This is a genomic window from Zavarzinia aquatilis (assembly GCF_003173035.1).
Lineage (GTDB): Bacteria > Pseudomonadota > Alphaproteobacteria > Zavarziniales > Zavarziniaceae > Zavarzinia > Zavarzinia aquatilis.
In genome coordinates this window covers 25,730-51,900 of the sequence record NZ_QGLE01000009.1, presented here as the reverse complement: position 1 = coordinate 51,900, position 26,171 = coordinate 25,730, and the positions used below count along the sequence as shown (strand labels likewise).

Annotated in this window: 25 protein-coding genes; 6 read left to right on the top strand and 19 right to left on the bottom strand. The window is 67.6% G+C overall.

All coding sequences use genetic code 11. The annotated features are described in order from the left end of the window. Positions 1-231: 231 nt before the first annotated feature. Together zapA and DKG74_RS15055 are read right to left on the bottom strand one after the other, a co-directional pair. Positions 232-606 (bottom strand): cell division protein ZapA, encoded by a 375-nt coding sequence (gene zapA, locus DKG74_RS15060; RefSeq protein ID WP_165837712.1) that lies wholly within the window; start codon positions 604-606, stop codon positions 232-234. 8 nt (positions 607-614) lie between these two features. Continuing rightward, positions 615-1,124, bottom strand: a complete 510-nt coding sequence (locus DKG74_RS15055; protein WP_109906999.1) for a hypothetical protein — start codon at positions 1,122-1,124, stop codon at positions 615-617. A 295-nt stretch (positions 1,125-1,419) separates the two neighbouring features. Between DKG74_RS15055 and tkt the strand changes: the two genes are divergently transcribed. The 5 genes from tkt (at position 1,420) to thiE (ending at position 7,406) form a co-directional block, all read left to right on the top strand. Next, the gene (tkt, locus tag DKG74_RS15050) at positions 1,420-3,384 is read left to right on the top strand and encodes a transketolase (RefSeq protein ID WP_341475862.1); all 1,965 of its coding nucleotides are present in this window, start codon (positions 1,420-1,422) and stop codon (positions 3,382-3,384) included. A gap of 20 nt (positions 3,385-3,404) precedes the next feature. Then, positions 3,405-4,412, top strand: a complete 1,008-nt coding sequence (gap, locus tag DKG74_RS15045; RefSeq protein ID WP_109906997.1) for a type I glyceraldehyde-3-phosphate dehydrogenase — start codon at positions 3,405-3,407, stop codon at positions 4,410-4,412. Between the two features lie 11 nt (positions 4,413-4,423). Next, positions 4,424-5,662, top strand: coding sequence for a phosphoglycerate kinase (locus tag DKG74_RS15040; protein ID WP_109906996.1), 1,239 nt, complete (start codon positions 4,424-4,426; stop codon positions 5,660-5,662). 138 nt (positions 5,663-5,800) lie between these two features. Further along, positions 5,801-6,733, top strand: a complete 933-nt coding sequence (locus DKG74_RS15035; protein WP_109906995.1) for a class I fructose-bisphosphate aldolase — start codon at positions 5,801-5,803, stop codon at positions 6,731-6,733. 1 nt (position 6,734) lies between these two features. Continuing rightward, positions 6,735-7,406, top strand: coding sequence for a thiamine phosphate synthase (thiE, locus tag DKG74_RS15030; protein WP_109906994.1), 672 nt, complete (start codon positions 6,735-6,737; stop codon positions 7,404-7,406). On the opposite strand, the gene DKG74_RS15025 is transcribed toward thiE, so the two are convergent. From DKG74_RS15025 to DKG74_RS14970, 12 genes are all read right to left on the bottom strand, one after another. Beyond that, positions 7,400-7,942, bottom strand: coding sequence for an NUDIX hydrolase (locus DKG74_RS15025; RefSeq protein ID WP_109906993.1), 543 nt, complete (start codon positions 7,940-7,942; stop codon positions 7,400-7,402). The two genes, thiE and DKG74_RS15025, sit on opposite strands and share 7 nt — an antisense overlap. 41 nt (positions 7,943-7,983) lie before the next feature. Continuing rightward, on the bottom strand, positions 7,984-8,244 hold the full coding sequence (locus DKG74_RS15020) for a hypothetical protein (protein WP_109906992.1): 261 nt from the start codon (positions 8,242-8,244) through the stop codon (positions 7,984-7,986). 31 nt (positions 8,245-8,275) lie between these two features. Beyond that, positions 8,276-9,379 carry a c-type cytochrome biogenesis protein CcmI gene (gene ccmI / locus DKG74_RS15015; protein WP_109906991.1) on the bottom strand — a complete coding sequence of 368 codons (1,104 nt, stop codon included), beginning with the start codon at positions 9,377-9,379 and terminating at the stop codon, positions 8,276-8,278. Beyond that, positions 9,376-9,951, bottom strand: coding sequence for a cytochrome c-type biogenesis protein (locus DKG74_RS15010; protein ID WP_109906990.1), 576 nt, complete (start codon positions 9,949-9,951; stop codon positions 9,376-9,378). Before DKG74_RS15010 ends, ccmI begins: the two co-directional genes overlap by 4 nt. Continuing rightward, entirely contained in the window at positions 9,948-10,493 is a 546-nt protein-coding gene (locus DKG74_RS15005; RefSeq protein ID WP_109906989.1) for a DsbE family thiol:disulfide interchange protein, read from the bottom strand. Before DKG74_RS15005 ends, DKG74_RS15010 begins: the two co-directional genes overlap by 4 nt. A gap of 9 nt (positions 10,494-10,502) precedes the next feature. Continuing rightward, positions 10,503-12,467, bottom strand: a complete 1,965-nt coding sequence (locus DKG74_RS15000; RefSeq protein WP_109906988.1) for a heme lyase CcmF/NrfE family subunit — start codon at positions 12,465-12,467, stop codon at positions 10,503-10,505. Beyond that, positions 12,464-12,955 carry a cytochrome c maturation protein CcmE gene (gene ccmE / locus DKG74_RS14995; protein ID WP_109906987.1) on the bottom strand — a complete coding sequence of 164 codons (492 nt, stop codon included), beginning with the start codon at positions 12,953-12,955 and terminating at the stop codon, positions 12,464-12,466. Before ccmE ends, DKG74_RS15000 begins: the two co-directional genes overlap by 4 nt. Then, a complete protein-coding gene (ccmD, locus tag DKG74_RS14990) occupies positions 12,952-13,146 on the bottom strand; it encodes a heme exporter protein CcmD (protein WP_109906986.1) in 195 nt (64 codons plus the stop codon). Before ccmD ends, ccmE begins: the two co-directional genes overlap by 4 nt. Before the next feature lie 5 nt (positions 13,147-13,151). Further along, on the bottom strand, positions 13,152-13,877 hold the full coding sequence (locus tag DKG74_RS14985; protein ID WP_109907121.1) for a heme ABC transporter permease: 726 nt from the start codon (positions 13,875-13,877) through the stop codon (positions 13,152-13,154). 54 nt (positions 13,878-13,931) lie between these two features. After that, complete coding sequence (gene ccmB / locus DKG74_RS14980) at positions 13,932-14,597, bottom strand: heme exporter protein CcmB (protein ID WP_109906985.1); 666 nt, start codon at positions 14,595-14,597, stop codon at positions 13,932-13,934. A 91-nt stretch (positions 14,598-14,688) separates the two neighbouring features. Next, positions 14,689-15,300 (bottom strand): heme ABC exporter ATP-binding protein CcmA, encoded by a 612-nt coding sequence (ccmA, locus tag DKG74_RS14975; RefSeq protein ID WP_109906984.1) that lies wholly within the window; start codon positions 15,298-15,300, stop codon positions 14,689-14,691. A gap of 6 nt (positions 15,301-15,306) precedes the next feature. After that, the gene (locus DKG74_RS14970; protein ID WP_109906983.1) at positions 15,307-16,071 is read right to left on the bottom strand and encodes a crotonase/enoyl-CoA hydratase family protein; all 765 of its coding nucleotides are present in this window, start codon (positions 16,069-16,071) and stop codon (positions 15,307-15,309) included. A gap of 219 nt (positions 16,072-16,290) precedes the next feature. On the opposite strand from DKG74_RS14970, the gene acnA reads away from it, so the two are divergent. Continuing rightward, entirely contained in the window at positions 16,291-19,002 is a 2,712-nt protein-coding gene (gene acnA / locus DKG74_RS14965) for an aconitate hydratase AcnA (RefSeq protein WP_109906982.1), read from the top strand. Positions 19,003-19,096: 94 nt separating this feature from the next. On the opposite strand, the gene DKG74_RS14960 is transcribed toward acnA, so the two are convergent. The 5 genes from DKG74_RS14960 to DKG74_RS14940 all read right to left on the bottom strand — a co-directional run bounded on the left by DKG74_RS14960 (position 19,097) and on the right by DKG74_RS14940 (position 26,143). Further along, positions 19,097-20,473, bottom strand: coding sequence for a DUF1329 domain-containing protein (locus tag DKG74_RS14960; protein ID WP_109906981.1), 1,377 nt, complete (start codon positions 20,471-20,473; stop codon positions 19,097-19,099). 5 nt (positions 20,474-20,478) lie between these two features. Further along, positions 20,479-21,744 (bottom strand): hypothetical protein, encoded by a 1,266-nt coding sequence (locus tag DKG74_RS14955; RefSeq protein ID WP_109906980.1) that lies wholly within the window; start codon positions 21,742-21,744, stop codon positions 20,479-20,481. Positions 21,745-21,849: 105 nt separating this feature from the next. Further along, a complete protein-coding gene (locus DKG74_RS14950) occupies positions 21,850-23,748 on the bottom strand; it encodes a DUF1302 family protein (RefSeq protein ID WP_109906979.1) in 1,899 nt (632 codons plus the stop codon). 40 nt (positions 23,749-23,788) lie between these two features. After that, positions 23,789-24,745, bottom strand: a complete 957-nt coding sequence (locus DKG74_RS14945; RefSeq protein WP_109906978.1) for a sialidase family protein — start codon at positions 24,743-24,745, stop codon at positions 23,789-23,791. Between the two features lie 12 nt (positions 24,746-24,757). After that, positions 24,758-26,143 carry a DUF1329 domain-containing protein gene (locus DKG74_RS14940; RefSeq protein WP_109906977.1) on the bottom strand — a complete coding sequence of 462 codons (1,386 nt, stop codon included), beginning with the start codon at positions 26,141-26,143 and terminating at the stop codon, positions 24,758-24,760. Positions 26,144-26,171: the final 28 nt, after the last annotated feature.

Here is a 26,171-nt window from a genome sequence, read left to right as displayed (position 1 = left end):
TCGTTTCCGACGACGTCAGGGCATGATCATGGCGCCCGCTCCCCGTGCCGCGAGGTCAGCGGGAAATGGCCACGATCAATAGCTCAAAGGGGGGAACACCCGCAGGTGCTGATCGGTCCGGCCTTCGGGCGACCCGTGGACCGGGAAGCCCCCGATCTGCCGCCCGTGACACCGCCGCTCACACCGTTGGCGCACGGGATTCTTGGGCCGGAAACGGCGCCGGCCTCGCCCTCAGACCGGCTCGAAGCGGGCGACCAGCTGTTCCACCCGGGCCGCGGCTTTTTCCAGCCCCTGGGCCGCGCGGGTCTCGTAGGAGGAGACGCGGCTGCTGTGTTCGTGGTGCAGGCGGGAGATTTCGTTCCGCAGCTGCTCGACCTCGGCCTGCAGGGCCTCGATCTCGTTCAGGCGGTCCGACAGGTCGTCGGCGGCGAGCAGGCCGGCGAGCAGCAGGACCTGCGCCTCCGCGACCTGGGTATTGGCGGGAATGCCAAGGGATTCGACCTTGGCCTGCAGATATTCGGCGAGGTCGCTGATCTTGGCTTCGTCGCCCGGGGCACAGGACACGCGATAGTCGCGGCCGTTCACCCGCACCTTCATCTGCCGCATGGGCATCCTCACTCGGCAATGGCGCGGTCGAGCCGCCCGATGGTCTGGTCGATCCGCTTGGCGGCGGCTTCATTGGCGGACTCGAGACGGAACAGATCGGCCTGACGCTGCGCCCCCAGCTTCTCGGCCTGGGCGAGGGCGGCCTTCAGTTCGGCCATTTCCTTGCGCACGTCGTCCAGCTCGTTCAGGGCCTCTTCGGCGAAGGCTTCGGCATCGCGCAGGCGGCGTTCCAGATCGGCGTCGAGGGTCGGGGCGACGGCGGGGGCCGGCTCCCTGTCCTTCAGCGCCGAATTCTCGACCGCGAGTTCGGCGATGCGCGCCTCGAGCTGACGATTGTCCGACCGCGCGTCCTCGAGGGCCTGGGCCAGTTCGTCGACATCGCGGTTCAGCCGATCGTATTCGTCGACCAAGGTGGCGTGAACCGTCGGATCGACCGCCGACGGCAGGGTGCCGGTTGCCGCCTCCAGGCGATCGAGGGCGACGGCAAGTCTTGCTTCGGCGGCGGCCAGACGGTCCATGGGCGACCTCAAATCAATATGTGCGAAGGGCTACGCACGAATCATCCCATAGAATGTGCCGGCTTCGAATCCCGGTCAATTGCCGCAGGGGCGAAAACGCTTGATTTGGCGCCATGTCATGGCCCGTCGGCCCCCATGACGGTTGACAGTCGCGCGCCCGTCTGTAATGCAACGCCGCGATCCGTCATCGCGCGCGCGGGGCACGGAATTTCGCGAATTTCGCAAGTAATCGGGCGATTTCCCCATGAAAGAGACCAGCAGCACCCTTCAGACGTCGGCGCCGACCAAGAGGGACATGGCCAACGCCATCCGCGCCCTGGCGATGGATGCGGTCGAGGCGGCGAAGTCGGGCCATCCGGGTATGCCGATGGGCATGGCCGACGCGGCGACGGCGCTCTTCACCGATCATCTGCGCTACGACCCCAAGACCCCCGGCTGGCCCGACCGCGACCGTTTCGTGCTGTCCGCCGGCCACGGCTCGATGCTGCTCTATGCCCTGCTCTATCTGACCGGCTATCCGGACATCGACCTCGACGAGATCAAGAAGTTCCGCCAGCTCGGCGCGCGCACCGCCGGCCATCCGGAATACGGCCACGCCGACGGCATCGAGACGACGACCGGCCCGCTCGGCCAGGGCATCGCCAATGCGGTCGGCATGGCGATGGCGGAGGCCCACCTGCGCGCCCGCTATGGCGACGCGCTGATGAACCATTTCACCTATGTCATCGCCGGCGACGGCTGCCTGATGGAAGGCATCTCGCAGGAGGCGATCTCCCTCGCCGGGCACCTGAAGCTGAACAAGCTGATCGTGCTGTGGGACGACAACAAGATCACCATCGACGGCTCGACCGACATCTCGACCTCCGAGAATATCCCGCTGCGTTTCCAGGCGGCGGGCTGGGCGGTCGACGCGGTCGACGGCCATGATGCCGCCGCGGTCTCCGCCGCCATCGCCAGGGCCAAGCTGTCGGCGGACAAGCCGACCATGATCGCCTGCCGGACCACCATCGGCTTCGGCGCGCCGACCAAGGCCGGCAAGTCCTCGGCCCATGGCAGCCCGCTCGGCGCCGCCGAGATCGAGGGCGCGCGCAAGGCGCTGGGCTGGCCCTATGGCCCGTTCGAAATTCCGGACGCGATCCTGTCCGCCTGGCGGGACGCCGCCACCGCCCGCGCCGCCGAAGGCAAGGCCTGGGGCGACCGTTTCCTGGCCGCGCCCAAGGATGTGCAGGAAGAGTTCGAGAATGCCTTCTCCGGCTTCGTGCCCGGCGCCCTGATCGGCGAGATCAATGCCTTCAAGGCCAAGATTTCCGAGGGCAAGCCGTCGGTCGCCACCCGCAAGTCGTCGGAAATGGCGCTCGAGGTCGTGAACACGGTGGTGACGACCACCATCGGCGGCTCGGCCGATCTGACCGGCTCCAACAACACGCTGACCAAGGGCCTCGGCACCTTCTCGCCGACGTCCTACGAAGGGCGCTATGTCTATTGGGGCGTGCGCGAGCACGGCATGGCGGCGGCCATGAACGGCATGGCGCTGCATGGCGGCGTCATCCCCTATGGCGGCACCTTCCTCGCCTTCGCCGACTATTGCCGGCCCTCGATCCGCCTCGCCGCCCTGATGGGCATCCGTTCGATCTTCGTCATGACCCATGACTCGATCGGCCTCGGCGAGGACGGCCCGACCCACCAGCCGGTCGAACAGATCGCCTCGCTGCGTGCCATCCCCGGCGTCAACGTGTTCCGCCCCTGCGACACGGTCGAGACGGCGGAAGCCTGGATGATCGCGGTCGGCTCGCAGGAGACGCCGTCGCTGCTCGCCCTGTCGCGCCAGAACCTGCCGACCCTGCGCACCGCTCACACCGACGTGAACCTGACCGCGAAGGGCGCCTACGAACTGCTGCCGGCGACCGGCGGCGTTGCCCAGGTCAGCCTGTTCTCCTCGGGCTCCGAGGTCGAAATCGCGGTCAAGGCGCGCGACATTCTGGCGCAGGAGGGGATCCGCGCCCGGGTGGTTTCCGTGCCCTGCATGGAGCTGTTCGCCGCACAGGATCAGGCCTATCAGGAAACCGTGGTGGGCAACGCGCCCTGCGTCGGCGTCGAGGCAGGCATCGCGATGGGTTGGGAACCGATCCTGGGGGTACCGACTTACTTCGTCGGCATGGACGGGTTTGGGGCCTCTGCGCCCGCGACTGACCTTTACAAGCATTTTGGCATTACCGCGGAAGCGGTCGTCGAAGCGGCCAAGGCCGCCATCGGCAATTGATCTGCTGACAGGAGGATTGAATGACGGTTCGGGTAGCGATCAACGGGTTCGGGCGTATCGGCCGCAATGTTCTGCGCGCCATCGCCGAGTCCGGCCGCAAAGACGTCGAAGTCGTCGCCATCAACGACCTCGGCCCGGTCGAGACCAATGCGCATCTGCTGCGCTTCGACTCGGTGCACGGCCGCTTCCCGGGCCAGGTCGCGGTCGAGGGTGAGTTCATCGTCGTCGACGGCAAGAAGATCAAGGTGACGGCCGTCCGCAATCCGGCCGAGCTGCCGCACGCCGAACTCGGCGTCGACATCGCCATGGAATGCACCGGCATCTTCACCTCGAAGGACAAGGCCTCGGCCCATCTGACCGCGGGCGCCAAGCGCGTCCTCGTCTCGGCCCCGGCCGACAACGCCGACCTGACCGTCGTCTACGGCGTCAACCACGGTGCCCTGAAGGCCGACCACCTCGTGGTCTCCAACGCCTCCTGCACCACCAACTGCCTCGCCCCCGTGGCCAAGGTCCTGAACGACGCCATCGGCATCGACAAGGGCTTCATGACCACGATCCACAGCTACACCAACGACCAGCCGTCGCTCGACCAGATGCACAAGGATCTGTATCGCGCCCGCGCCGCCGCCCTGTCCATGATCCCGACCTCGACCGGCGCCGCCAAGGCCGTCGGCCTCGTGCTGCCGGAGCTGAAGGGCAAGCTGGACGGCGTCTCGGTCCGCGTGCCGACCCCGAACGTCTCGGTCGTCGACCTGAAGTTCGTCGCCAAGCGCGCGACCACGGTCGAGGAAGTGAACAATGCCATCATCGCGGCCGCCGACGGCCCGCTGAAGGGCGTGCTCGCCTATACCGCCGCCCCGAACGTCTCGATCGACTTCAACCACGATCCGGCGTCCTCGACCTTCGCGCTCGACCAGACCAAGGTCATGGACGGCACCCTCGTCCGCATCCTGACCTGGTACGACAACGAATGGGGCTTCTCGAACCGCATGAGCGACACCGCCGTCGCCATGGCGAAGCTGATCTGAGGAGCTGGCCGATGAGCGCGCAAACCGCCAAAGCCGACGTGCCTGCCGTCTCGGCGGGGAGCCGCTTCCTCGGCATCGACGATCTCGGCGACCTTCACGGTCGCCGGGTTCTGCTGCGGGTCGACCTCAACGCCCCGATGAAGGACGGCGTGGTCACCGATCTGACCCGCCTGCAGGCCAATGCGGTCACCATCAAGGCGCTGGCGGCCAAGGGCGCCAAGGTCATCGTGCTCTCGCACTTCGGCCGGCCCAAGGGCTGGGACGCCTCGCAGAGCCTGCGCCCCGTCGCCGACGCCCTGCCGGTGATCATCGGAATGCCGGTCGCCTTCGCCGCCGACTGCGTCGGCCCCGTGGCCAAGGCCGCGGTCGACGCCATGGCGCCGGGCGCCGTGCTCGTCCTCGAGAACACCCGCTTCCACGCGGGCGAGGAAAAGAACGATCCCGAGTTCACGAAGCAGCTCGCCGCGCTCGGCGAATTCTATGTGAACGACGCCTTCTCCTGCGCCCACCGCGCCCATGCCTCGACCGCCGGCCTCGCCGACCTGCTGCCCCATGCCGCCGGCATCTGGATGAAGAAGGAACTCGACGCGCTCGAGGCCGCCCTCGGCAATCCGGCCCATCCGGTGGTCGCCGTCGTTGGCGGCGCCAAGGTCTCGTCCAAGCTCGACGTGATCGGCAATCTGGTCGGCAAGGTCGACTATCTGGTGATCGGTGGCGGCATGGCCAACACCTTCCTGTTCGCGGAAGGCAAGGCGATCGGCAAGAGCCTCGCCGAACGCGACATGGCCGATACCGCCCGCGCCATCATCGCCAAGGCCAAGGCCGCCGGCACCGAAGTCGTGCTGCCGGTCGACGGCGTCGTCGCCCGCGAGTTCAAGGCCTATGCCCCCTGCGAGACCGTCTCGGTCGACGCGGTGCCGGACGATGCCATGATCCTCGATGTCGGCACCCAGTCGGTCGCCCTCGTCTCGGAAATCTTCGAGAAGGCGAAGACCGTGGTCTGGAACGGCCCCTTCGGCGCCTTCGAGCTGGAGCCCTTCGACATCGCGACGACGGCGACGGCGCGCAAGGTCTCGCGCCTGACCCGGGCCGGCCAGCTGCTGTCGGTCGCCGGTGGCGGCGACACGGTCGCCGCGCTGAACCACGCGGGCGCGGCCGAAGGCTTCTCCTTCGTCTCGACGGCGGGCGGTGCCTTCCTCGAATGGCTCGAGGGCAAGGACCTGCCGGGCGTGAAGGCCCTCGCGAAGTAGCAAGAAAAACGGCGGCCGGCGGGAACGAAACTTCCGCCGGCCGCTTCCTTTTCCGATGCGCTGCAGCATGGACGACTCTTCCGCACCTTGCTACAAGCGCGCCCATTCAACTCGAGCCGTCCATCATTGGGGGACCAAATGTCGAAGATCACCAAGAAGGTGAAGGATATCCTTTCGCACTACGAAAGCGACAACCCGGGCACCAAGACCAATCTCGCCCGCATTCTTGGCGCCGGCCGCCTCGGTGGCACCGGCAAGCTGATCATCCTGCCGGTCGACCAGGGCTTCGAGCATGGCCCCGCGCGCAGCTTCGCGCCGAACCCCGCGGCCTATGACCCGCATTACCATTTCCAGATCGCCATCGACGCCGGCCTGTCGGCCTATGCCTCGGTGCTCGGGATGCTGGAAGCCGGCGCCGATACCTTCGCCGGCCAGATCCCGACCATCCTGAAGGTCAATTCGTCCAACTCGCTGTCGCGCGCCAAGGAAGCCCCGGACCAGGCGGTGACCGCGACCGTGCAGGACGCGATCCGGCTCGGCTGCTCGGCCATCGGCTTCACCATGTATCCCGGCTCGGACCAGATGTTCGACCAGATGGAAGAGCTGCGCGAGCTGACCGCCGAAGCCAAGGCCTGCGGCCTCGCCGTCGTCGTGTGGTCCTATCCGCGCGGTGGCAACCTGTCGAAGGAAGGTGAACTGGCGCTCGACGTCGGCGCCTATGCCGCCCACATGGCCGCCCTGACCGGCGCCCATATCATCAAGGTGAAGCTCCCCTCCGATTTCATCGAGCAGGGCGAGGCCAAGAAGGTCTACGACAAGCATCCGGTGCCGACGGCGACCCTCGCCGACCGCGTCCGTCACGTCACCCAGGCCTGCTTCAACGGCAAGCGCATCGTCGTCTTCTCGGGCGGCGCGGCGAAGTCGGAAGATTCGGTCTATGACGACGCCCGCGCGATCCGCGACGGCGGCGGCAACGGCTCGATCATCGGCCGCAACACCTTCCAGCGCTCGCGCGAAGATGCGCTCGCCATGCTGGACAAGCTGGTCCGCATCTACAAGGGCCAGGAATAACATGGCGGCGGCAGGAAAGCCGGTGCAGGACGATCCCAAGGCTCCCTGCCGCCTCTATCTGATCACGCCGCCCGTCTTCGAGACCAAGGCCTTCAGCGAGGTGCTGAAGGCCGCCCTCGGCGCGGGCGACGTCGCCTGCGTCCAGCTGCGGCTGAAGGATGTGACCGACGATCACATCATGCGCACCGCCGATGCGCTGATGCCCCTCGCGCAGCGGGCGGGTGCCGCCTTCATCCTGAACGACCGGCCGGACCTCGCCCAGGCGCTGGGCGCCGACGGCGTCCATGTCGGCCAGGACGACATGCCTTATGCCGAGGCGCGCCGCCTCGTCGGGCCCGATGCCATCGTCGGCGTCACCTGCCATGACAGCCGCCACCTCGCCATGGAAGCGGGCGAGGCCGGGGCCGACTATGTCGCCTTCGGCGCCTTCTTCCCGACCGCGACCAAGGACGCGAAGAGCCGCGCCCCGCTCGAACTGGTCAGCTGGTGGTCCGAAATGATGACCGTGCCGCAGGTCGCCATCGGCGGCATCACGACCGCGAACTGCACGCCGCTGGTCAGCGCGGGGGCCGACTTCCTCGCCGTTTCAGCCGGTGTCTGGCAGCACGCCGAAGGCCCGGCCGCCGCCGTCGCCGCCTTCAACCGCATCTTCGACGATATCGCCCGTCAATAGGGCAGCGGTGCCCGTCCGTCCTGCCCGGGCGGATTGACGAAGGGCGGAAAAGCCGCCTGCCCCTCGACCGCGCGCCAGTGGTGCAGCGCCCAATGGACCGAGGGAAAGGCGATCTCGTCCCACGGAATCTCGTCCCAGGCAAAGAGCCGGACCTCGAGGCTTTCCGGCCCCGCCGCGAATTCGGGCCGCGCCAGCGCCGCGCGGTGGATCATCTGGACCTGCGAGATGCGCGGGATGGAATAGACCGCCAGCAGGGCGTCGATGGCGATATCGGCGCAGGCCTCTTCCCGCGCCTCGCGCGCGGCACCTTCGGCGACCGACTCGCCTTCCTCCATGAAGCCCGCCGGAATGGTCCAGAAGCCGCGCCTCGGCTCGATCGCGCGGCGGGCCAGCAGGAAACGGCCGTCGTGGGTGACGACGGCGCCGACGACGATCTTGGGGTTCACGTAATTGACGAAACCGCAGGTCCGGCAGACGTCGCGTTCGCGGTCGTCGCCTTCGGGAATCGTCGCATGGAAATCGGGGCCGGCTGTCATGCCGGGATTGTCGCGGCCGGGCCGCAGCGGGGCAAGCCCCGTCAGACGGTCAGGTCGATCAGACGGCCAAGGCCGGGTTGCAGCGGCCGGGGATTGGTGCCCGGTGCCTCGCGCCGCGGGCTGGTGCCGCCCTGCGTCTCGCCGCCGACGCGGATATCGACGCCGGTGGACAGGCGCGTCGCCGCTTCCGCCGTCTGGGTCGGCACACCTTCGGCCCTGGTGGCCGGCGCGCGCACACCCGAGCCGCCCTGCGAGAGGGAAGCAAGGGCGGTCAGAATGGCGGGACTCGGCTTGATATCCATGGTCTTGGTTTACCCCGGTGGGTCTTAACGCTCACTTAACGGGAAGTTTCGCCCGCGCAGCGGCCAGCCCCTCGCCGATCGCCGGATCGTCCGGCTTCAGGGCGGCGGCTTTCTCCCAGGCGGCGACCGCTTCCGGTGCCTTGCCAAGGACATCATAAGCCCGCGCCAGCCGCAACCAGCCATCGAGATCGTCCGGCTGTTCCTTCAGGCGCTCGGCGAGGCGTGTCACCATGCCCTCGATCATCGACTGACGCTCTTCGGGGCTCATGGCCTGCGCGGCGGCGGCATCCGCGGCCGTCGGGCCGGGGGCCGCGGGCGCCGCATCCGGCACCGGCGCCCCGGCGGCGCGCAGGCCCGCCGTCACGGCATCGCGAATGGGATCGTCGGGCGCGGCATCCTTCAGGATCGCCTGCCAGTCCGCGACCGCCCCTGCCGTGTCGCCCCCGGCGAATTTGGCATAGGCGCCAAAATGGCGGGCGGCGGTATTGCCGGGCTGGAGGGTCAGCGCCTGGTCGATCAGGGCCTTCGCCTCCGGTCCGACCGCGCCATTCGCGGCGGCGATGCGCAGTTCGGCCGCGCCGAGACGGGCGTCGACGGAATCGGGGATCAGACCGATCACCTTCTCGTAAGCCTCGGCCGCCTCGACCAGCTTGCCTTCCGCCGCCCGGGCCCGGGCCAGCAGCACCCAGCCGCGCGGATCGTCCGGCACCGCCTTCATGCGGGCTTCGAGGGCGTCGATCAGGCGGCGCGTCTCGTCCTCCTGGCCCTGCGCGGTCACCCGCTCGGCCAGCGGCCGGTCGACGAGGCCGGGCACGCCAAGCCTTTCGTAAAGCAGCGCCGCCGCCGCCGGCACGCCGAGCGCGACCGCGAGGGCGAGCACCAGCGACGGCCGGCCGGACAGTTTGCGCGCCTCGCCGACGCGCAGCAGGCGGCGCTCGATCTCCAGCTTGGCGGTTTCGGCATCGGCGGCGGACATCTGGCCGGCGCCGGCCTCCGCCGCCAGTTCGGCCAGCTGGGCGCGGTACACGGCGCGTTCCGCCGCGGCGGTATCGGGGCCGGCGCCGGTGCGCATCAGCGGGCGCAGCAGAAGGATGGCGACCGCGGCCGCCAGCAGCCCGAAGGCGACGAACATCATGCCGGGTCCTCGTCCTTCAGCAGTCTGTCGAGCCGCGCGCGCTCCTCCGCCGTCAGGGCCTCAGCTTCCGGCACGGTCGCAGGATGCCGGCGGCGCCACAGGATGACGCCGACCCCGGTCAGCAGCAGCGCGGCAGGCCCGAACCACAGGGCATAGGTCGCCGGCTCGAAGGGCGGGCGCATCAGCACCCATTCGCCATAGCGGTCGACCAGATATTTCTGGATCGCCGCCTCGTCTTCGCCGGCCGCGAGGCGCTCGCGCACGATGTGGCGCAGGTCCGCGGCGAGCGGCGCGTTGGAATCCTCGATCGACTGGTTCTGGCAGACGAGGCAGCGCAGACCCCGCGCGATGTCGCGCGCCTTCGCCTCCATCGCCGGGTCGGCCATGGGCTCGTCCACCCCAATGGCGAGGGCGGGCACCGCCGACAAGAACAGCACGGTCGCCAGCGCCAGCGCGCGCCACCCCCGCGCGTCATCCCGGCGAAGGCCGGGATCTCGGGCCGACAGGGGCACCCTGCCGGCGAAAGGCCCCGGCCTGCGCCGGGGCGACGAGAGACGAAGAAGGAACTTCATTTCAGCAGCTTCTCGGCCCGGGGCAGCAATTCGCCGCGGATCACCGTCTCGTCGAGGGGACCGACGTGCTTCCACACGATCTCGCCCCCGGGCGAAACCAGATAGGTCTCGGGCACACCGTAGACGCCCCAGTCGATGGCAACCCGGCCGGTCACATCGGCGCCGATCAGCGCGTAAGGATTGCCGAGTTCGCCGAGGAAGGCGCGGGTCGCCTCGATCTTGTCCTTGTAGGCGATGCCGACGAGGCGGATCTTCGGCACCTTGGCGAGGGCGGTGAGCATCGGATGCTCGATCCGGCAGGGCGCGCACCAGGAGGCGAAGACATTGACGATGGTCACCGTGCCGCTGCGCAGATCCGCGCTGGCGAGGCCCGGCGCGCCGTCCTCGAGACCGGGCAGGGTAAATTCGGGCACCGGCTTGCCGATCAGGACCGAGGGCAATTCGCCCGGATCCTTGCCCAGCCGGTCGTAGAAAAAGCCGGAGAGGCCGATGACCACGGCGAGCGGCAGGGCCGCCAGCAGGAAGCGATATTTTCCGTTCATGGCCCTGTCCTATTCCGCCGGCTGGGCCTGCGCCACGGCGCGCCGCACCGGAGCACCGACCCGCAGGCGCCGGTCGCTGAGCGAGACGAAGCCGCCGAAGGCCATCATGATGCCGCCGGCCCAGATCCACATGACGAAGGGCTTCCAGTAGATGCGGGTGGCGTAACCCGCCCCGGTCTTCTCGCCGACGACGACATAGAGATCGCCGACAATCGTCGAATGGATCGCCGCCTCGGTGGTTTCCATGGGCGGAGCGCGGAACTTCCGCGTCTCGGGCAGCATGGTGCCCACGCCTTCGACCTCGAAGCGGCCGCGGGTCGCGGTGTAGTTCGGGCCCGGCACATCCTCGACCCCGCGGAAGGTCAGGCGGTAGCCGGCGATCTCGACCGTGTCGTCGACCTTCATGACGCCGAGGTGATCCTGGGCGAAGCCGGTCGCGGCGGCGATGCCGATCACGGAAACCGCCATGCCGAAATGAGCCAGCGTCATGCCGATGGCGCCGCGCGGCAGCCCGAACAGGCGGCGCAGCGCCCCCATCGGGCCGAGCTTCATCAACTGCACCCGCTGGGCGAATTCGATGAGCACCGCGCCGCCGAGGTAGAAGGCGAGCACGAAGCCGACCACGGCAAGCACCGGCGCATCGGTCGTCGCCAGCACGATGGCGATACCGCCGAGCACGGCCAGCGCCGCGGCCAGCTTCACCTTGGCGAGGGTGCTCGTCAGGCTGCCGCGCTTCCACGGCAGCAGCGGCCCGATGCCGAGCGCGAGGATCAGCGGCACCATGATCGGCATGAAGGTCAGGTTGTAATAGGGCGGCCCGACCGTGACCTTGGCCCCGGTCAGCTCATCGAGGATCAGCGGATAGAGCGTGCCGCAGAGCACGGTCGCCGTCGCCACCGCGAGGAGAAGATTGTTGAGGACCAGCGAGCCTTCGCGCGAGACGGTCTGGAACAACCCGCCCGGCTTCAGCGCCGGCGCGCGGATGGCATAGAGCGTCAGCGCGCCGCCGGTCACCGCCAGCAGGAAGACGAGGATGAAGAAGCCCCGCGTCGGGTCGGAGGCGAAGGCATGGACCGAGGTCAGCACGCCCGAGCGGACGAGGAACGTGCCGAGCAGCGAGAGCGAGAAGGCGAGAATGGCGAGGAGGATGGTCCAGCTCTTCAGCGTGTCGCGCTTCTCGACCACGATCGCCGAATGCAGCAGCGCGGTCGCCGCCAGCCAGGGCATGAGCGAGGCATTCTCGACCGGATCCCAGAACCAGAAGCCGCCCCAGCCCAATTCGTAATAGGCCCAGTAGGAACCGCCGCTGATGCCGATGGTCAGCATCGACCAGGCCGCCAGCGTCCAGGGCCGCACCCAGCGCGCCCAGGACGGCGGCACCCGCCCTTCGATCAGGGCGGCGACCGCGAAAGAGAAGGCGATCGAGATGCCGACATAGCCCGCGTAAAGGAAGGGCGGATGGAAGGCGAGGCCCGGGTCCTGCAGGATCGGGTTGAGGCCGTTGCCCTCGAGCGGCGCGGGATCGAGCCGGGCGAAGGGATTGGAGGTGAAGATCATGAAGGCGAGGAAGCCGACGCCGACCAGCCCCTGGACCGCCAGCGCCCGCGCCCGGAAGCCATCGGGCAGGTTGCGCCCGAACAAGGCGACCATCGCCCCGAACAGCGTGAGCATCAGCGCCCAGAGCAGCAGCGAGCCCTCGTGATTGCCCCAGACGCCGGTCACCTTGTAGAGCATCGGCTTCTGCGAATGGCTGTTGGTGGCGACATTCACCAGCGAGAAGTCGGACGTTACATAGGCATGAACGAGGGCGGCGAAGGCCCCGGCGACCAGCAGGAACTGCAGGACGGCGGCGGTATCGGCCAGCTTCATCGACGGCCCGTGACCGCGCGCGGCGCCCACCATCGGCACGATGCCCTGCGCGAGCGCGACGACGAAGGCGAGGATCAGGGCGAAATGCCCGAGTTCGGCGATCATGGCGTCTTCCCCCCTTCGGTGCCGGGATGGGGCCCGGCGGGCAACGGGTCGCCTTCCTTCCAGCGGCCGGACGCCTTCAGCGCCTCGACCACTTCCTTCGGCATATAGGTCTCGTCGTGCTTGGCGAGGACTTCGGCGGCGAGCACGCTGCCGTCCTGCTGGCGGTTGCCTTCGGCGACCACACCCTGCCCCTCGCGGAACAGCGCGGGCAGGATGCCGTGATAGGTGACGGGCACGCTGGTCGTCAGATCGGTAACGCGGAATTCGACGGTCTTGCCGTCTTCGCTGCGCTTGACCGTGCCCTGCTCGACGAGGCCGCCGATGCGGATGCGCTGGCTGGGCGGCGGTGCCTTGGCGACGACCTCGGTCGGCGACAGAAAGAACACCAGCTGGTCGCCCAGGGAATAGAGAATGAGGCCGGCGGCGGCGCCAAGGCAGGCGAGACCGGCGATGGCGATGGTCAGGCGGCGGCGTTTGCGCGGGGTCATGCGGCTTTTCCCGGCCGGGCGCGACGCGCCGGCCTCGATTGTTCGAGCAGCTCCAGCTGGCGCTGCGCCTTGCGCAAGGCGCGGCGGCTGGCGACGGCGAGGCCGATCATCACGGCGAAGGTCAGGGCGAAGGACGGCCAGACGAAACCGGCATAGCCGCCCATGGCGAGGAAGGTGGCGACGGCATCCATGGCGTTCAGGCTTCCCGCGCGGCGAGGCCGAGGGTGAGCGCCCGCACCCGCCGGCCGATCAGCTCCGCCTTCATCCGCCACAAGAGGACGGTGACGAAATAGAGCTGGAAGGCGATGGCGTTGACCAGCAGCGGCCACAGGATCGACGGGTCGATGGTCGGCCCGTCGAGCCGCATCACCGAAGAGGGCTGATGCAGGGTCGACCACCAGTCGACCGAGAATTTCACGATCGGCACATTGACCGCGCCGACGAGGGCGAGAATGGCCGCTGCCTTCGAGGCCCGCTCCGGCTCGTCGATGGCCGACCACAGGGCGATATAGCCGACATAGAGGAAGAACAGCACCAGCATCGAGGTCAGGCGCGCGTCCCATACCCACCAGGTGCCCCACATCGGCTGGCCCCAGAGCGAGCCCGTGACGAGGGCGACGAGGCAGAAGCCGGCGCCGAGCGGCGCCGCCGCCTTGGCCGCGACATCGGCCAGCGGATGTTTCCAGACGAGGCCGACGAAACTCGCGATGGCCATGAAGGAATAACCGAACATGGCGAGCCAGGCCGCAGGCACATGAACGAACATGATGCGCACCGTGTCGCCCTGCTGATAATCCGCCGGGGCATAGCCCAGGCCCCAGACGGTGCCGGCGATGAAGGCAAGCACGGTCAGCCCGCCGAGCCAGGGCAGCAGCCGGTCGGCGAGGCGCAGGAAGCGGGTCGGGTTGGCGAGGCGCGTCAACATGATGATGTCTTATCCTTGACCGCCCCGCCCGACAATATGATCCAAATCATCCTAAAGCACAGCAAGGCGAAGTGCCGCAGCCGCGCCGAGGGTGCCGACCGGCAGGCTGACCAGCAGCACGGCGCCGAGCAGGGCCAGCGACGGCCCGGTATCGAGGCCGAGGGCGGCGAGATCGACCGCCCCCGCCCCGAAGATCAGCACGGGAACATAAAGCGGCAGGATCAGCACCGCGATCAGGATGCCGGCCCGCCGCACGCCGACGGTCAGCCCCGCCCCGACCGCGCCGATCAGCGACAGGGTCGGCGTGCCGAGCAGCAGCGTCTTGACCAGCATCACGATGCCGACGGGATCGAGTCCGAGCAGCAGTCCAAGCAGCGGCGAGACGAGGACCAGCGGCAAGCCGGTCGACAGCCAATGGGCAAGGCATTTCGCCAGCACGACCACGGACGACGGCGTCCCGCCGACCAGCAGCAGGTCGAGACTGCCGTCCTCGAGATCGGCCTGGAACAGCCGGTCGAGGGAGAGCAGCGTCGCCAGCAACGCGCCGATCCAGATTACCGCCGGCGCCACCCGCGCCAGCTCCGCCCGCTCCGGCCCGGAGGCGAGGGGGAACAGCGTCGCCGCGATGACGAAGAAACCGATGACGAGCCCGACCGAGCCGCCCTGCGCGAAGGCAAGGCGCAGGTCGCGCCGCAGCAGGGCGAGGAAGGCACTCATCGCGGCACCTCGACGGAGACCCCAGCCCCCTCTCCGCCCTTCAGGGGGGCGAGGGCCGGGGTGAGGTGGGGGCTTGCCACGCAATACGACATCATGCCGCCTTCTCCAGAACGAAGGTCCGGGCGTTGGGCAGCGACAGACCGTCATGGGTGGCGACGACGACCATGCCGCCCGCGGCGCGATGATCCCAGATCATGCCGGCGAGCAGATCGACCGAGGCAGCGTCGAGGCTGACCGTCGGCTCGTCGAGCAGCCAGAGCGGCCGGGGGGCGAGGGCAAGGCGGGCAAGACCGAGACGGCGTTTCTGCCCCGCCGACATGACACCCGCCGGCAACATGCCGAGGGCGCCAAGGCCGAGGCGGTCGAGCGCGTCGTCGACGGCCTCGACCGGCGTGCCCTCGAAGCGGGCCCAGAAGGCGAGATTGTCGAAGGCCGTGAGCGCGAGCTTCAGCGCATCGCCATGGCCGGCGTAACGCAGCCGGCGTCCGTGAGCCTCGCGGTCATCGGCGATGGCTGCGCCGTCCCAGGTCACGCGGCCGACGGTCGGCGACAGCAGACCGGCGAGGATGCGCAGCAGCGTCGATTTGCCGGCGCCGTTCGGCCCGCGCAACACGACCGCCTCGCCCGGCTCGACCGCGAGGTCGATGTCGGTGAAGACCGCCCGCTCGCCCCGGATGATGCCGAGGCCCGTGGTCGCCAGCATGATCGCTCAGTCGACCTTGGCGCCGCCGCGGCCCGCGCCTTCGACGAAACGCTTCGCGCGACTGGCGGCCTCGTCGAGAACGCTGGTGCCGATATAGAATTCGTTCTGCAGCGCGCTGTCGAGCGAGAGCGTCCATTGCTCGTAGGCGGAACGCCGGTCGGCCTTCATGCAGTCCTGCGGGAACGCGGCGATCTCGGCCGCCAGCGCCTCCGCCGCCGCGCGCGCCGTGCCGGTCGGAACGACACGGTTGACGAGGCCCATCGACAGCGCCTCGGCGGCGCCGACGGCGCGGCCGGTCAGGATGAGATCCATGGCCCGGCCGAAGCCGATGACGCGCGGCAGGCGCACCGTGCCGCCGTCGATCAGCGGCACGCCGAATCGGCGGCAGAACACGCCGAGGATCGCATCGTCTTCCGCGATCCGCATGTCGGCCCAGAGCGCGAGTTCGAGACCGCCCGCGACCGCATGTCCCGAAATCGCCGCGATCACCGGCTTCGACAGATCGAGACGGGTCGGCCCCATCGGCCCGTCGCCGTCGGGCTCGACCCGGTTCATGTTCTCGCCGGTCGCGAAGGCTTTCAGATCGGCGCCTGCGCAGAAGGTGCCGTGATCGCCCCAAAGCACGGCGACGCGCGCCTCTTCGTCGGCATCGAAGGCGCGGAAGGCATCGGCCAGGGCTTCCGCCGTCGGACGGTCGACGGCGTTTCGCGCATGAGGGCGCGACAGGATGATCGTCGTCACCGGACCCTTGGTCTCGACATGCACGGCCATGGTCGGGCTCCTTCCAGCAGGTCAATTCGCGCGCATCATAGGCACGCGCGGCCGCCTAGCCAGAAAAATCGCGCGGATCAAGGGGCCACGACCATCGTCGGGACTTCACGAGCGCGCATCGTCTCACTATGCTCGCAACCGATCCACGAGGCTGATCGCAGCCGCGGTCCTCATGCCCTTCGTGTCGTCGCCTGAATTGTTCATTCATGGAGTCGCTCCGTGCCCTCGCTCGACAGCCTGAAGACCCGCAAAAAACTGACCGTAGGCAAATCCTCCTACGACTACTTCAGCCTCAAGGCTGCCGAGAAGGAACTGGGCGACCTGTCCCTTCTGCCCGTCTCCCTGAAGGTCCTGCTCGAGAACCTCCTGCGCAACGAGAACGGCACCACCGTCACCGTCGACGACATCAAGGCCGTCGCCCAGTGGCTGAAGGACAAGAAGTCCGACCGCGAGATCGCCTTCCGCCCGGCGCGCGTCCTGATGCAGGACTTCACCGGCGTTCCCGCCGTGGTCGACCTCGCCGCGATGCGCGACGCCATGGCCTCGATGGGCGGCGACCCGAACAAGATCAACCCGCTCTCGCCCGTCGACCTCGTCATCGACCATTCGGTGATCGTCGACGAGTTCGGCTCCAAGGCCGCCTTCAAGGACAATGTGAAGCTGGAATACGAACGTAACGCCGAGCGTTACGGCTTCCTGCGCTGGGGCCAGCAGGCGTTCAACAACTTCCGCGTCGTGCCCCCGGGCACCGGCATCTGCCACCAGGTGAACCTCGAATATCTGGCGCAGACCGTGTGGACGGCCAAGGAAGGCCGCGTCAACGTCGCCTATCCCGACACGCTGGTCGGCACCGACAGCCACACCACCATGGTGAACGGCCTCGCGGTTCTCGGCTGGGGCGTCGGCGGCATCGAGGCGGAAGCCGCGATGCTGGGCCAGCCCATCTCGATGCTGATCCCCGAAGTCGTCGGCTTCAAGCTGAAGGGCAAGCTGAAGGAAGGCACCACCGCGACCGACCTCGTGCTGACCGTGACCCAGATGCTGCGCAAGCATGGCGTCGTCGGCAAGTTCGTCGAATTCTACGGCCCGGGCCTCGACCAGCTCTCGCTCGCCGACCGCGCGACCATCGCCAACATGGCGCCGGAATATGGCGCGACCTGCGGCTTCTTCCCGATCGACGCCGAGACCATCAACTTCCTGAAGTCGACCGGCCGCAAGCCGGGCCGCGTCGCCCTGGTCGAGGAATATGCCAAGGCCAACGGCCTGTGGCGTACCGCGCGCAGCAAGGACCCGGTGTTCTCCTCGACCCTCGAACTCGACATCTCGTCGGTCGAGCCGTCGCTGGCCGGCCCGCGCCGTCCGCAGGACCGCGTGCCCCTGTCGGGCATCGCCGAGAACTTCATGGCCGAACTGGTGAAGCCGAAGCCCGGCTTCGACAAGGCGGGCAAGGAAAGCCAGCCGGTCAAGGTCGCCAGCGGCAAGTATGAAGTCGACCACGGCCATGTCACCATCGCCGCCATCACCTCCTGCACCAATACCTCGAACCCGAGCGTGATGCTGGGCGCCGGCCTGCTGGCGCAGAAGGCCGTGGCCCTCGGCCTCAAGGTGAAGCCCTGGGTGAAGACCTCGCTCGCGCCCGGCTCCAAGGTCGTGACCGATTACCTGGCCAAGGCCGGCGTCGACAAGGCGCTGGACAAGCTCGGCTTCAACCTGGTCGGCTATGGCTGCACCACCTGCATCGGCAACTCGGGCCCTCTCCCTGAGGAAGTCGCCGACGCGGTGACCAAGGGCGATCTCGTCGCCGGTGCCGTCATCTCCGGCAACCGCAACTTCGAGGGCCGCGTCAATCCGCTGGTGAAGGCCAACTATCTCGGCTCGCCGATGCTGGTCGTCGCCTATGCCATCGCCGGCTCGCTGAAGATCGACCTGACCAAGGATCCGATCGGCACGGGCAAGGGCGGCAAGCCGGTCTACCTCAAGGACATCTGGCCGACCAACGAGGAAATCACCGAGACGGTGCGCAAATGCGTGACCGCCAGCCAGTTCCGCGCCCAGTACAAGGACGTGTTCGGCGGCGACACCAACTGGAAGAAGGTCAAGACCACGGAATCCCAGACCTATGCCTGGGACAACAAGTCGACCTACATCCAGAACCCGCCCTATTTCGACAAGATGCCCGCGACCCCGAAGGCCGTTTCCGAGGTCACCGGCGCCCGCATCCTGGCGATCTTCGCGGACTCGATCACGACCGACCACATCTCGCCCGCCGGCAACATCAAGAAGGACAGCCCGGCCGGCAAGTATCTGGTGAAGAACAAGGTCGACCAGGCCGACTTCAACCAGTACGGCGCCCGCCGCGGCAACCACGAAGTCATGATGCGCGGCACCTTCGCCAACATCCGCATCAAGAACGAACTGGTCCCCGGCACCGAAGGCGGCGTGACCAAGTATTTCGGCAAGCCGGGCGAGACCATCGCCGAGCCGAAGACCGAAGCCATCTACGACGCCTCGATGAAGTATCAGAAGGCCGGCGTGCCCCTGATCGTCGTCGCCGGCAAGGAATATGGCACCGGCTCGTCGCGCGACTGGGCGGCGAAGGGCACCAACCTGCTCGGCGTCAAGGCCGTGATCGCCGAGAGCTTCGAGCGCATCCACCGCTCGAATCTGGTCGGCATGGGCGTGTTGCCGCTCGTGTTCAAGGACGGCGCCGACCGCAAGTCGATCGGCTTCGAGGGCACGGACGTGATCGACCTCGTCGGTTTCGCCGAGAATCTGACCCCGCGCATGGACGTGACCTGCCGCATCACCAAGGCGGATGGCACCGTGAAGGAAATCCCCCTCCTCCTCCGCATCGACACGGTGGATGAGGTTGGCTACTTCAAGAACGGCGGCATCCTGCAGTATGTGCTGCGCGGCCTGCTCGCCGCCTGATCGCGCGGGCATCCGACTGAAAGAAGGCCGGGGTGGCGACGCCCCGGCCTTTTTTTTCGTGCGAGATGCCCCCAGCGGGGAGGCGGACGCCGCCCTAGCGTCCGCGGCGTTGCATCGCCCCTTGAGTCAGATAGAGGTCGTAGATTTCCGGGTCGTTCACCCGCATGACATCGCCGCCCGAGAGCCGCGCCACCTGCTCGATCCGCGTCATGCGCCCGGTCTGCACATTGAAGGCATGGACATGGGTCCACGACCAATAGGGCCGCGCCCCGTCCATCACCCGGTCCTTGCCGTCGTCATAAAGTGAATAGGCCCCGTCGAAGGAGCGGAAGAGCTGCCCCCGCCGGTCATAGCTGACCATGGTGATGGGCAGCATGGTGCGCAGGTCGAAGCGCACCTGTTTCTTCGAGACCGGCGCGCGCGGAAACATCACCGGTTCGGCCTCGACCGTGATCGCCTGAGGGACCAGCTCGACCACCGTATCGTAGAAGGTGAGGCCACGCGGCCCGCCATGGGTCGGCTTTTCCCAATTGGCGTGTTGCCCGGACCAATTGCCCGACAGCGCGGCAAGCGCCGGCCCGGTGCCGACCACCCGGTAGTTCCCCCAGGTCAGATAGGGATCGCCCGCCGCCCAGGCATCCGACAGATAGAGGTCGGAGCCTGGCAGCATGGGCTCGAAGCGCTGGTTGGTCGGATAGCGGCGGATTCGCTTGAAGCTGGGCACATAACCGAAGAGGTCCGGGAACTTCCGCTGGTCGTAGGGCCATACATTGAGGAACGAGCCGCCCCGCACGTCGTCCGGTGCGGTGAAGAAAATGGCCTGGTAGCGCAGCTTGTCTTCCTGGCCGGGCAGATAGGGCCGGGGATCCATGGTGACGCGGGCGACCGGCGACATTTCGGCCCAGGCCGCCTCGTAGCGGTAATCGACGGCGCCGCCGACACCGATGTCGCATTCCCTGATGGCATAGACCGAGGCGTCGTGACGGCCCCAGCTCAGGGTCTGGCCGGCAAAGGCCTGCAGCCCGTCCGTGCTCGCCGGAAAGGGGTGACCGCCGCTCCAGGGCCTGCCCTCGTCCGTGACGATGTTGCCGTCGGCATCGAAGCGGGCCTTGCCCTTGTTGCGGAATGTCGCCTCGAGATAGTCCCAGGGGCCGAGGCGCATGATGTCCGAGGTCACCGGGGCGAGGCGCAGGCGCCGGCCCATCTCGCGGATCTGCCGGACCTGCACGGGATCGAGCAGATCGCGCACCAGGTCGACATTGTCGGCCGTGATGTCCTGCCCGGCGGCGAGCTTGCCGCCGGTATAGGCCTCGATCGAGCGCAGCTCCTCGGGATAGGCCGCGGCAGCGTCCCCGGCCGCCGCCAGCACCGGCCAGAGCGGCGCCAGCAGACCGGCGGAGAAGGCGCCGCGCGCCGCCTGCCCGAGGAAGTGGCGCCGGGAATAGGTTCGGTCGTAACGCCGGATGTGCATGGCGGTCAGGGCAGGAGCGAGGGCATCGGCACATCGCCCAGGATGCCGCCCAGCAGATTGCCGAGCGTGCCCCCGGTCAGGTTGTCGAACAACCCGGACAGCACGGCCGGATCGGTCAGCCCGCCAAGCAGATTGGGCGCGAGGCCGGTCAGGAGCTGTTGGGGCTTCAGGCTGCCCAGCAGGACAGGCACACCCTCGGCCGGCAACAGGCCGAGAAGATCGCCCGCCAGCGGAACCCCGGCGAGCGCGCCCGCCCCGGTCGGCAGATCGCCGACCCGGAGCGTCTCGGGAGACAGAATTTCCACCAGGCTGCCCACGAGATCGCCCACCACCGGAAGGGAATCGACGGGCGTGCCGGTGCTGCCAGCCGGCAGGATGCCGCCCAGCAGGCCTCCCAGTGGCGCCTGGTCCTGATCGGTCGCGAAAATGTCGCCCAGGAGCCCGGGCATGGCTTCACCCGCCATGCCCCGGGCGGCGGGCGCCACCACCGCCGGCATGTCGCCCAGCGCCGTGCCGGCATTCAGCGCGCCGGCGGTCCGGCCGATGAGCCGCGCCCCCGTGATCGCGGGGGCAGCAAGCAGGAAATTCGGTCGTCCACCCTGACGATGGCGCGCCAGCAGCGAGGTCGCCCCGTCACCCCCGCCCAGGTAGAGCCGCAAGCCGACAAGCCCGAGCGCGCCCGCATTGTCGAAGGCGCCCGAAGCATAGAGAGCGAGGCCGGTCTGCGGCAACGCCAGATACTCGAGCTCCGCGTCCGCGGCAACGTCCTTGTCCTCGCCATAGCCGACACCGATCCCGAAGCGGAAATCGTCAGCCGCGTAATAGGAGAAGCCGGCGCGAGCGACCGGCCCCCGGGCGATGTCACCCCATTGGTAACCCAGCACGCCTTCGAGCGTGACCTTGTCGATGTAATATTCGCCGATCGCCGAGACCGAATATTGCGACGTGCCATCGACCGAAAAGCCCGATGCCGCGACACCGATCAGGTGACTTGCCGGATCGCGCAGATAGATCTGCGCCGCCCCGCCCCAGTAATCCTTCTCGTTCGCCGCATAACCGGCGATGCCGTCGACCTGCAGGCCGAGGCGCCCCAGCGGCAGGGTGACGCTGGCGCCACCGCCCGCAGCCGAGCCGTGCTCGTCGCCGCCGCCGAAGCCATCGAGCGTGAAACTGGCGCCGTTCACGGCGACCGGCGCATCCTGGCCATAGGCCATCATGGCGACGGAGAGCGCGCCGATACCCGCCGCAAGGCCGATGCCGATCCTTCTCATCCCTCTTGTCCTCTCTTGTCGCTTCGCCCAGGCAAAAAAATGGGGGAGGCGCGGGAGCCGTGGCGGTCCGCCCCTCCCCCAGTCGAGCCGGGGGGAAGCCGGCTTTCAGAATTGATAGGTGACGCGCAGCGCCAGTTCGTCGGCGAAGTCGAGGGTCGAGACGGCATTGCGATTGTCGTCGCGCCCCGCGATCACGGTGGCGTGGATATCGACCTGCCACTTGTCGTCTGGCTTCCAGCGCACGCCGGGCTGGATGTACCAGCCCCCCCGCACGTCATAGAGCACGGCCCATTCGAAACGCCATTCGAGGGACGGCGAGGGCTGGAAGCCGGCGAAGGCGACCGCCTGGTAATTCTCGATCCCGCCGTGCAGGCCGGTCGCGTCGCCACCATAGCCGTCGAGACTGCGACCGAAGAGATCACTCGCCGACTTGTAGATATATTGCGCGACCAGATAGGCGGCGGGAAAATCCTCGCTCCAGCGGTACCATTTCTCGACCACGGCGGCGAAGGCCCATTCGTCCTTGATCTGGAACGTCTTGGTCAGGGACGGCGCCGTGAACACCTTGTCCGGCGTATAGGTCATCTCGACACGGGTGATGAGCTGCTCGAAGAAGGAACCGGGCTCGCCCTCGAAGACATAGTTGGCGCTGGCACCGAAGACGTTCTCGTAGGGGAACACGCGCTCGATATGGCCGCGCAGCCCGCCCGAGAGCCAGAAGAACGTATCGAGTTCCCCGGCCGCCAGCGAGGGGCTGTTGCCGACGTTGTAGGCGGTCAGCGCGCCGGTCGCGGGCTGGAAATCGTCGACCGCCGAATTGAGTGCCTGAACGCCATCGAGGCGGACAGAACCGGCGTAATCGAACCATTCCTCCTGACTTTTCACGCCGCGGGCCTGATCGACCTCGAACGGCGTCTCGGCCAATGTCTTGCCGGAGCCGGGCAGCAGCGGAATATCCGCCGATTGGCCAGACTTGGTCCAGCGGATGGCGCCGTCCGGATTGTGCCGCGAAACCGCGATGAACTGCAGGCCGAGGGGACCGAGCTGACCGCGGACGCGACCGCCGACATTCCACAGGTTGTCGGCGTAACCGTCGTAGCGATCATGCAGGGTGAACTGATCGGGGATGATATTGTAGGGCGACGACGGGTTGGGATAGATCGTCGGCTCGAACTTCTGGATGAAACCTTCCACTTCCCAGTCGGGCGATATCTGATAGGAGGCGCGCAGACCGAAGCCCGGCACCCGCTTGTCGGAATATTCCTCGAGCCCGGGATCCATGATCAGATGGCGGCGCAGGTCGAGGCCGTTGGGCACGTCGAGCACGCGGAAGAACACTGCCTCGCCCCAGGCGATCTGCTGGTTGCCCAGCCGGGCGAAGAACGGCCCGTTCACATAGTTGATGGTCGCGTTGGGGAAGTCGACCATGAAGTTCTTCTGGGCGTATTCGAAAGGCGTCCCTCCGCCGCCTTCCCGCATCTGGGTCTGGAAGAAATTGACGTCGGAAACGTCCTTGTAGGGATTCCAGTCATAGACGGCACGCAACGTCGCCGAGGCGCTCCAGTTCGCGTCGATGGCCGCGTTCATGTTCACTTCGAGCCGGCTGATCATCAGGTTCAGATCGTTGCTCGTGGTGCGCACGTCGCGATAGCCGGTCGGCGGCAAGGTCACAGCAGAGCCGAAGAGCGGGCTGGTCAGGTCGTTCAGCACCGGCAGCGATGCCGCGGACAGGACGCGGTTGACCGCCGCCAGCGCCCCGAGGTCGATGCCCAGCGGCTTCAGCGGCACTTCCTTGCCGTTGAAGGGATCGCCCGACTGGTTGTTCGGGTTCTCCTTGTCCGACAGCTTGATCGCCATCTGATGCTGGATGAATCCCGATACGGTGAAGTCGATGCCGAAGGCCGGCATCACCAGGCCGCACAGCGCGCCGCCGCCCAACATGCCGACCACCAGCCGCGTCTCCGACCGCCGTCCGGCCGCCTTCCTGACCTTGCCCTTGCTCATTCCAGCCCCCTCTGTTTCCGCCGCTTCGTCGCGGCCGTTGTCACTGACCGTCCGCCGACAGGCGCACGATCCGTCCATCGTTACCCGCGACCAGCCAGCGGCCGCCGCCCAGGCTGACCACCGGCTGATACCAGCCGGTGGCGACATCGCCCGGCGTTACCGACGTGAAGCGATCGGCCGCGTCACTGCCGACCAGCATCCCGCGAAGCCCGGTCACCACGACCGACCCCTCGCGCGAGCGACCGACGCCGAGCAGATTGGTCGCCGTGCCGCTGGGCACCACCCGCCAGCTCGCGCCGCCATCGGTGGTGCGCAGCACGCGGCCGTTCTGCCCGACCGCGTAACCCACGCCGTCCTCGGACAGGTTGACGTCGAACAGCGATGCCTTGCCGCCATGGACCACCGACCAGCTCGCGCCGCGATCGGTCGAACGCAGCACGGTCTCGAACTCCCCGACCACGGTGATGGTGCCATCCACCGCCACGGCGACGCCGTAGAGATGGGGCTGGAATCCCTCGCCGTTCGTGGCCGACCAGTCGAAGGCGACCGGCGCCCAGGTCTGACCACTGTCGGTCGAGACCAGCATCGTGCCGAAGGCGCCGACCGCGACGGCAAGGCCGGCCGCGTTCAGGTCGACCGCGAAGAGCCGGGCATCGGTCACCGGCTTCACCGCGGACCAGCTTCCGCCAACGGCGCGGAAGGTCGTGCCCCGCTGGCCGACGATCAGGCCGACGCCATGCTTCAGGCGGCAGCCGAACAGCGCGGCATCGGTCGCGATCGCGGGCTCCGGGCGCCAGGTGGCGCCCTTGTCCGTGCTGGCGAAGACCAGGTTGGGAGCGCCCACGGCGAGCATGGAATCGCCATCCGCGGCAAGGCAGAACATGGCTTCGTGCGCCGTTCCCTGAAGCACCGGCGAGAATTCGCCGGTGCCGCCGGCGGCGGCCGGGGAGACCCCGGCCAGGATGGCCAGAAGGCCGAGGGCTTGTGCCGTCTTCATCGCACCGCTCCCTCAGGTCGAACCCAGGCGACGGATCGCCTGGATCGTCAGGTAACGCTCGTAGAGACTTCCCTGATTCCATTCGCACTTGTAACCGCCCGGAATTTCCTGCGCGAGATAGAAGCGGCTCATGCGGTTTGCCTGGATGTCATGGCACATCACGGACTGCACCGACCACACGACCTCGCCGTTCCCGTCCTTGACCGAGAGATCGCCGCGCTCGAACCGGCCGAAGGCGGCATCGACCGTCTTCCACAGCTCGCCACGCCGGTCGTAGGTATTGCAGCCGACCGACATCATGTTGCGGACGTCGACATAGGTGCGCCGCTTGCCCACAGGTGCGCGGGGGTAACCTGTCGGCTCGCTCTCGATCACCAGGACTTCCGGGATGAATTCGACCTGATATTCATAGAAGGTGAGGCCCTTGGGCCCGCCGTGCACCGGCGGCTCCCAGTTCGGCTGATCGCCGTGCCAGTTCCCGCCCGTGACACCGAGATGGGGCTTGGTCTCGACGATCTTGTAATTGCCCCAGGTCAGCATGGGATCGCCAGCGTGCCAGGCGTCGGACAGGAACAGCGTGATGCCGGGCACCAGCGGCTCGAACCGCTGGTTGGTCGGGAAGCGGCGTTCGCGCTTGAAGGCCGGCAGGTAACCGAACAGATCCGGGAACTTGGTCTGGTCATAGAACCAGTTCGACAGGAAGGACGTGCCCTTGACGTCGTTCGGCGACGTGAAGAAGACCGACTGGAAGCGCAGCATGTCCTCGAAGCCGCCGTCGACATAGGGTTTGCCCGTGTCGTTCACGCGGCCGCTGACATTCTCTTCCGCCCAGCAGAAATCGTACTGATAGGCGACATTGCCGGACGGCGTGATGTCCCAGTCGCGCACGGCATAGAAGGCCTGATCGTTGCGCCCCCAGGACAGCGTGAGATTGGCATAGACCTCGACCCCGGTCTTGGCGTTGGGGAAGGGATTGCCGCCGATCCAGCGCTTGCCGTCCTCGGTCACCACATTGCCGCTGGCGTCGAACTTCGCCTTGCCGGCGTTGCGCACCGTCGCTTCGAGATACTTCGTGTTGTAAAGCTTGGTGACGTCCCGCGTGGTCGGCGCGACCTTGATCCGGCGCCCCATCTCCTTGATCTGCTTGTAGGAGATGGGATCGAGCAGGTCCTTCACCAGGTCGACGTTGGAGGCATCGACGATGTCGCCCTCCTTCACCTTGCCCTTGGTATAGGCGTCGAGCGAGCGCAGTTCCTCGGGATAGGCCTTGGCGGTGTCCTGGGCATTGGCGATCAGCGGCCAGAGCGGCTGAAGGACGCCGGCAGCGGCGATACCCTTGGCGGTACGTTCCATGAACTGGCGCCGGCTGTAGCCCGCGTCGTATTTTCTGATATGCATGATGTTTCTCCCTGAGGCTGTGTTATGG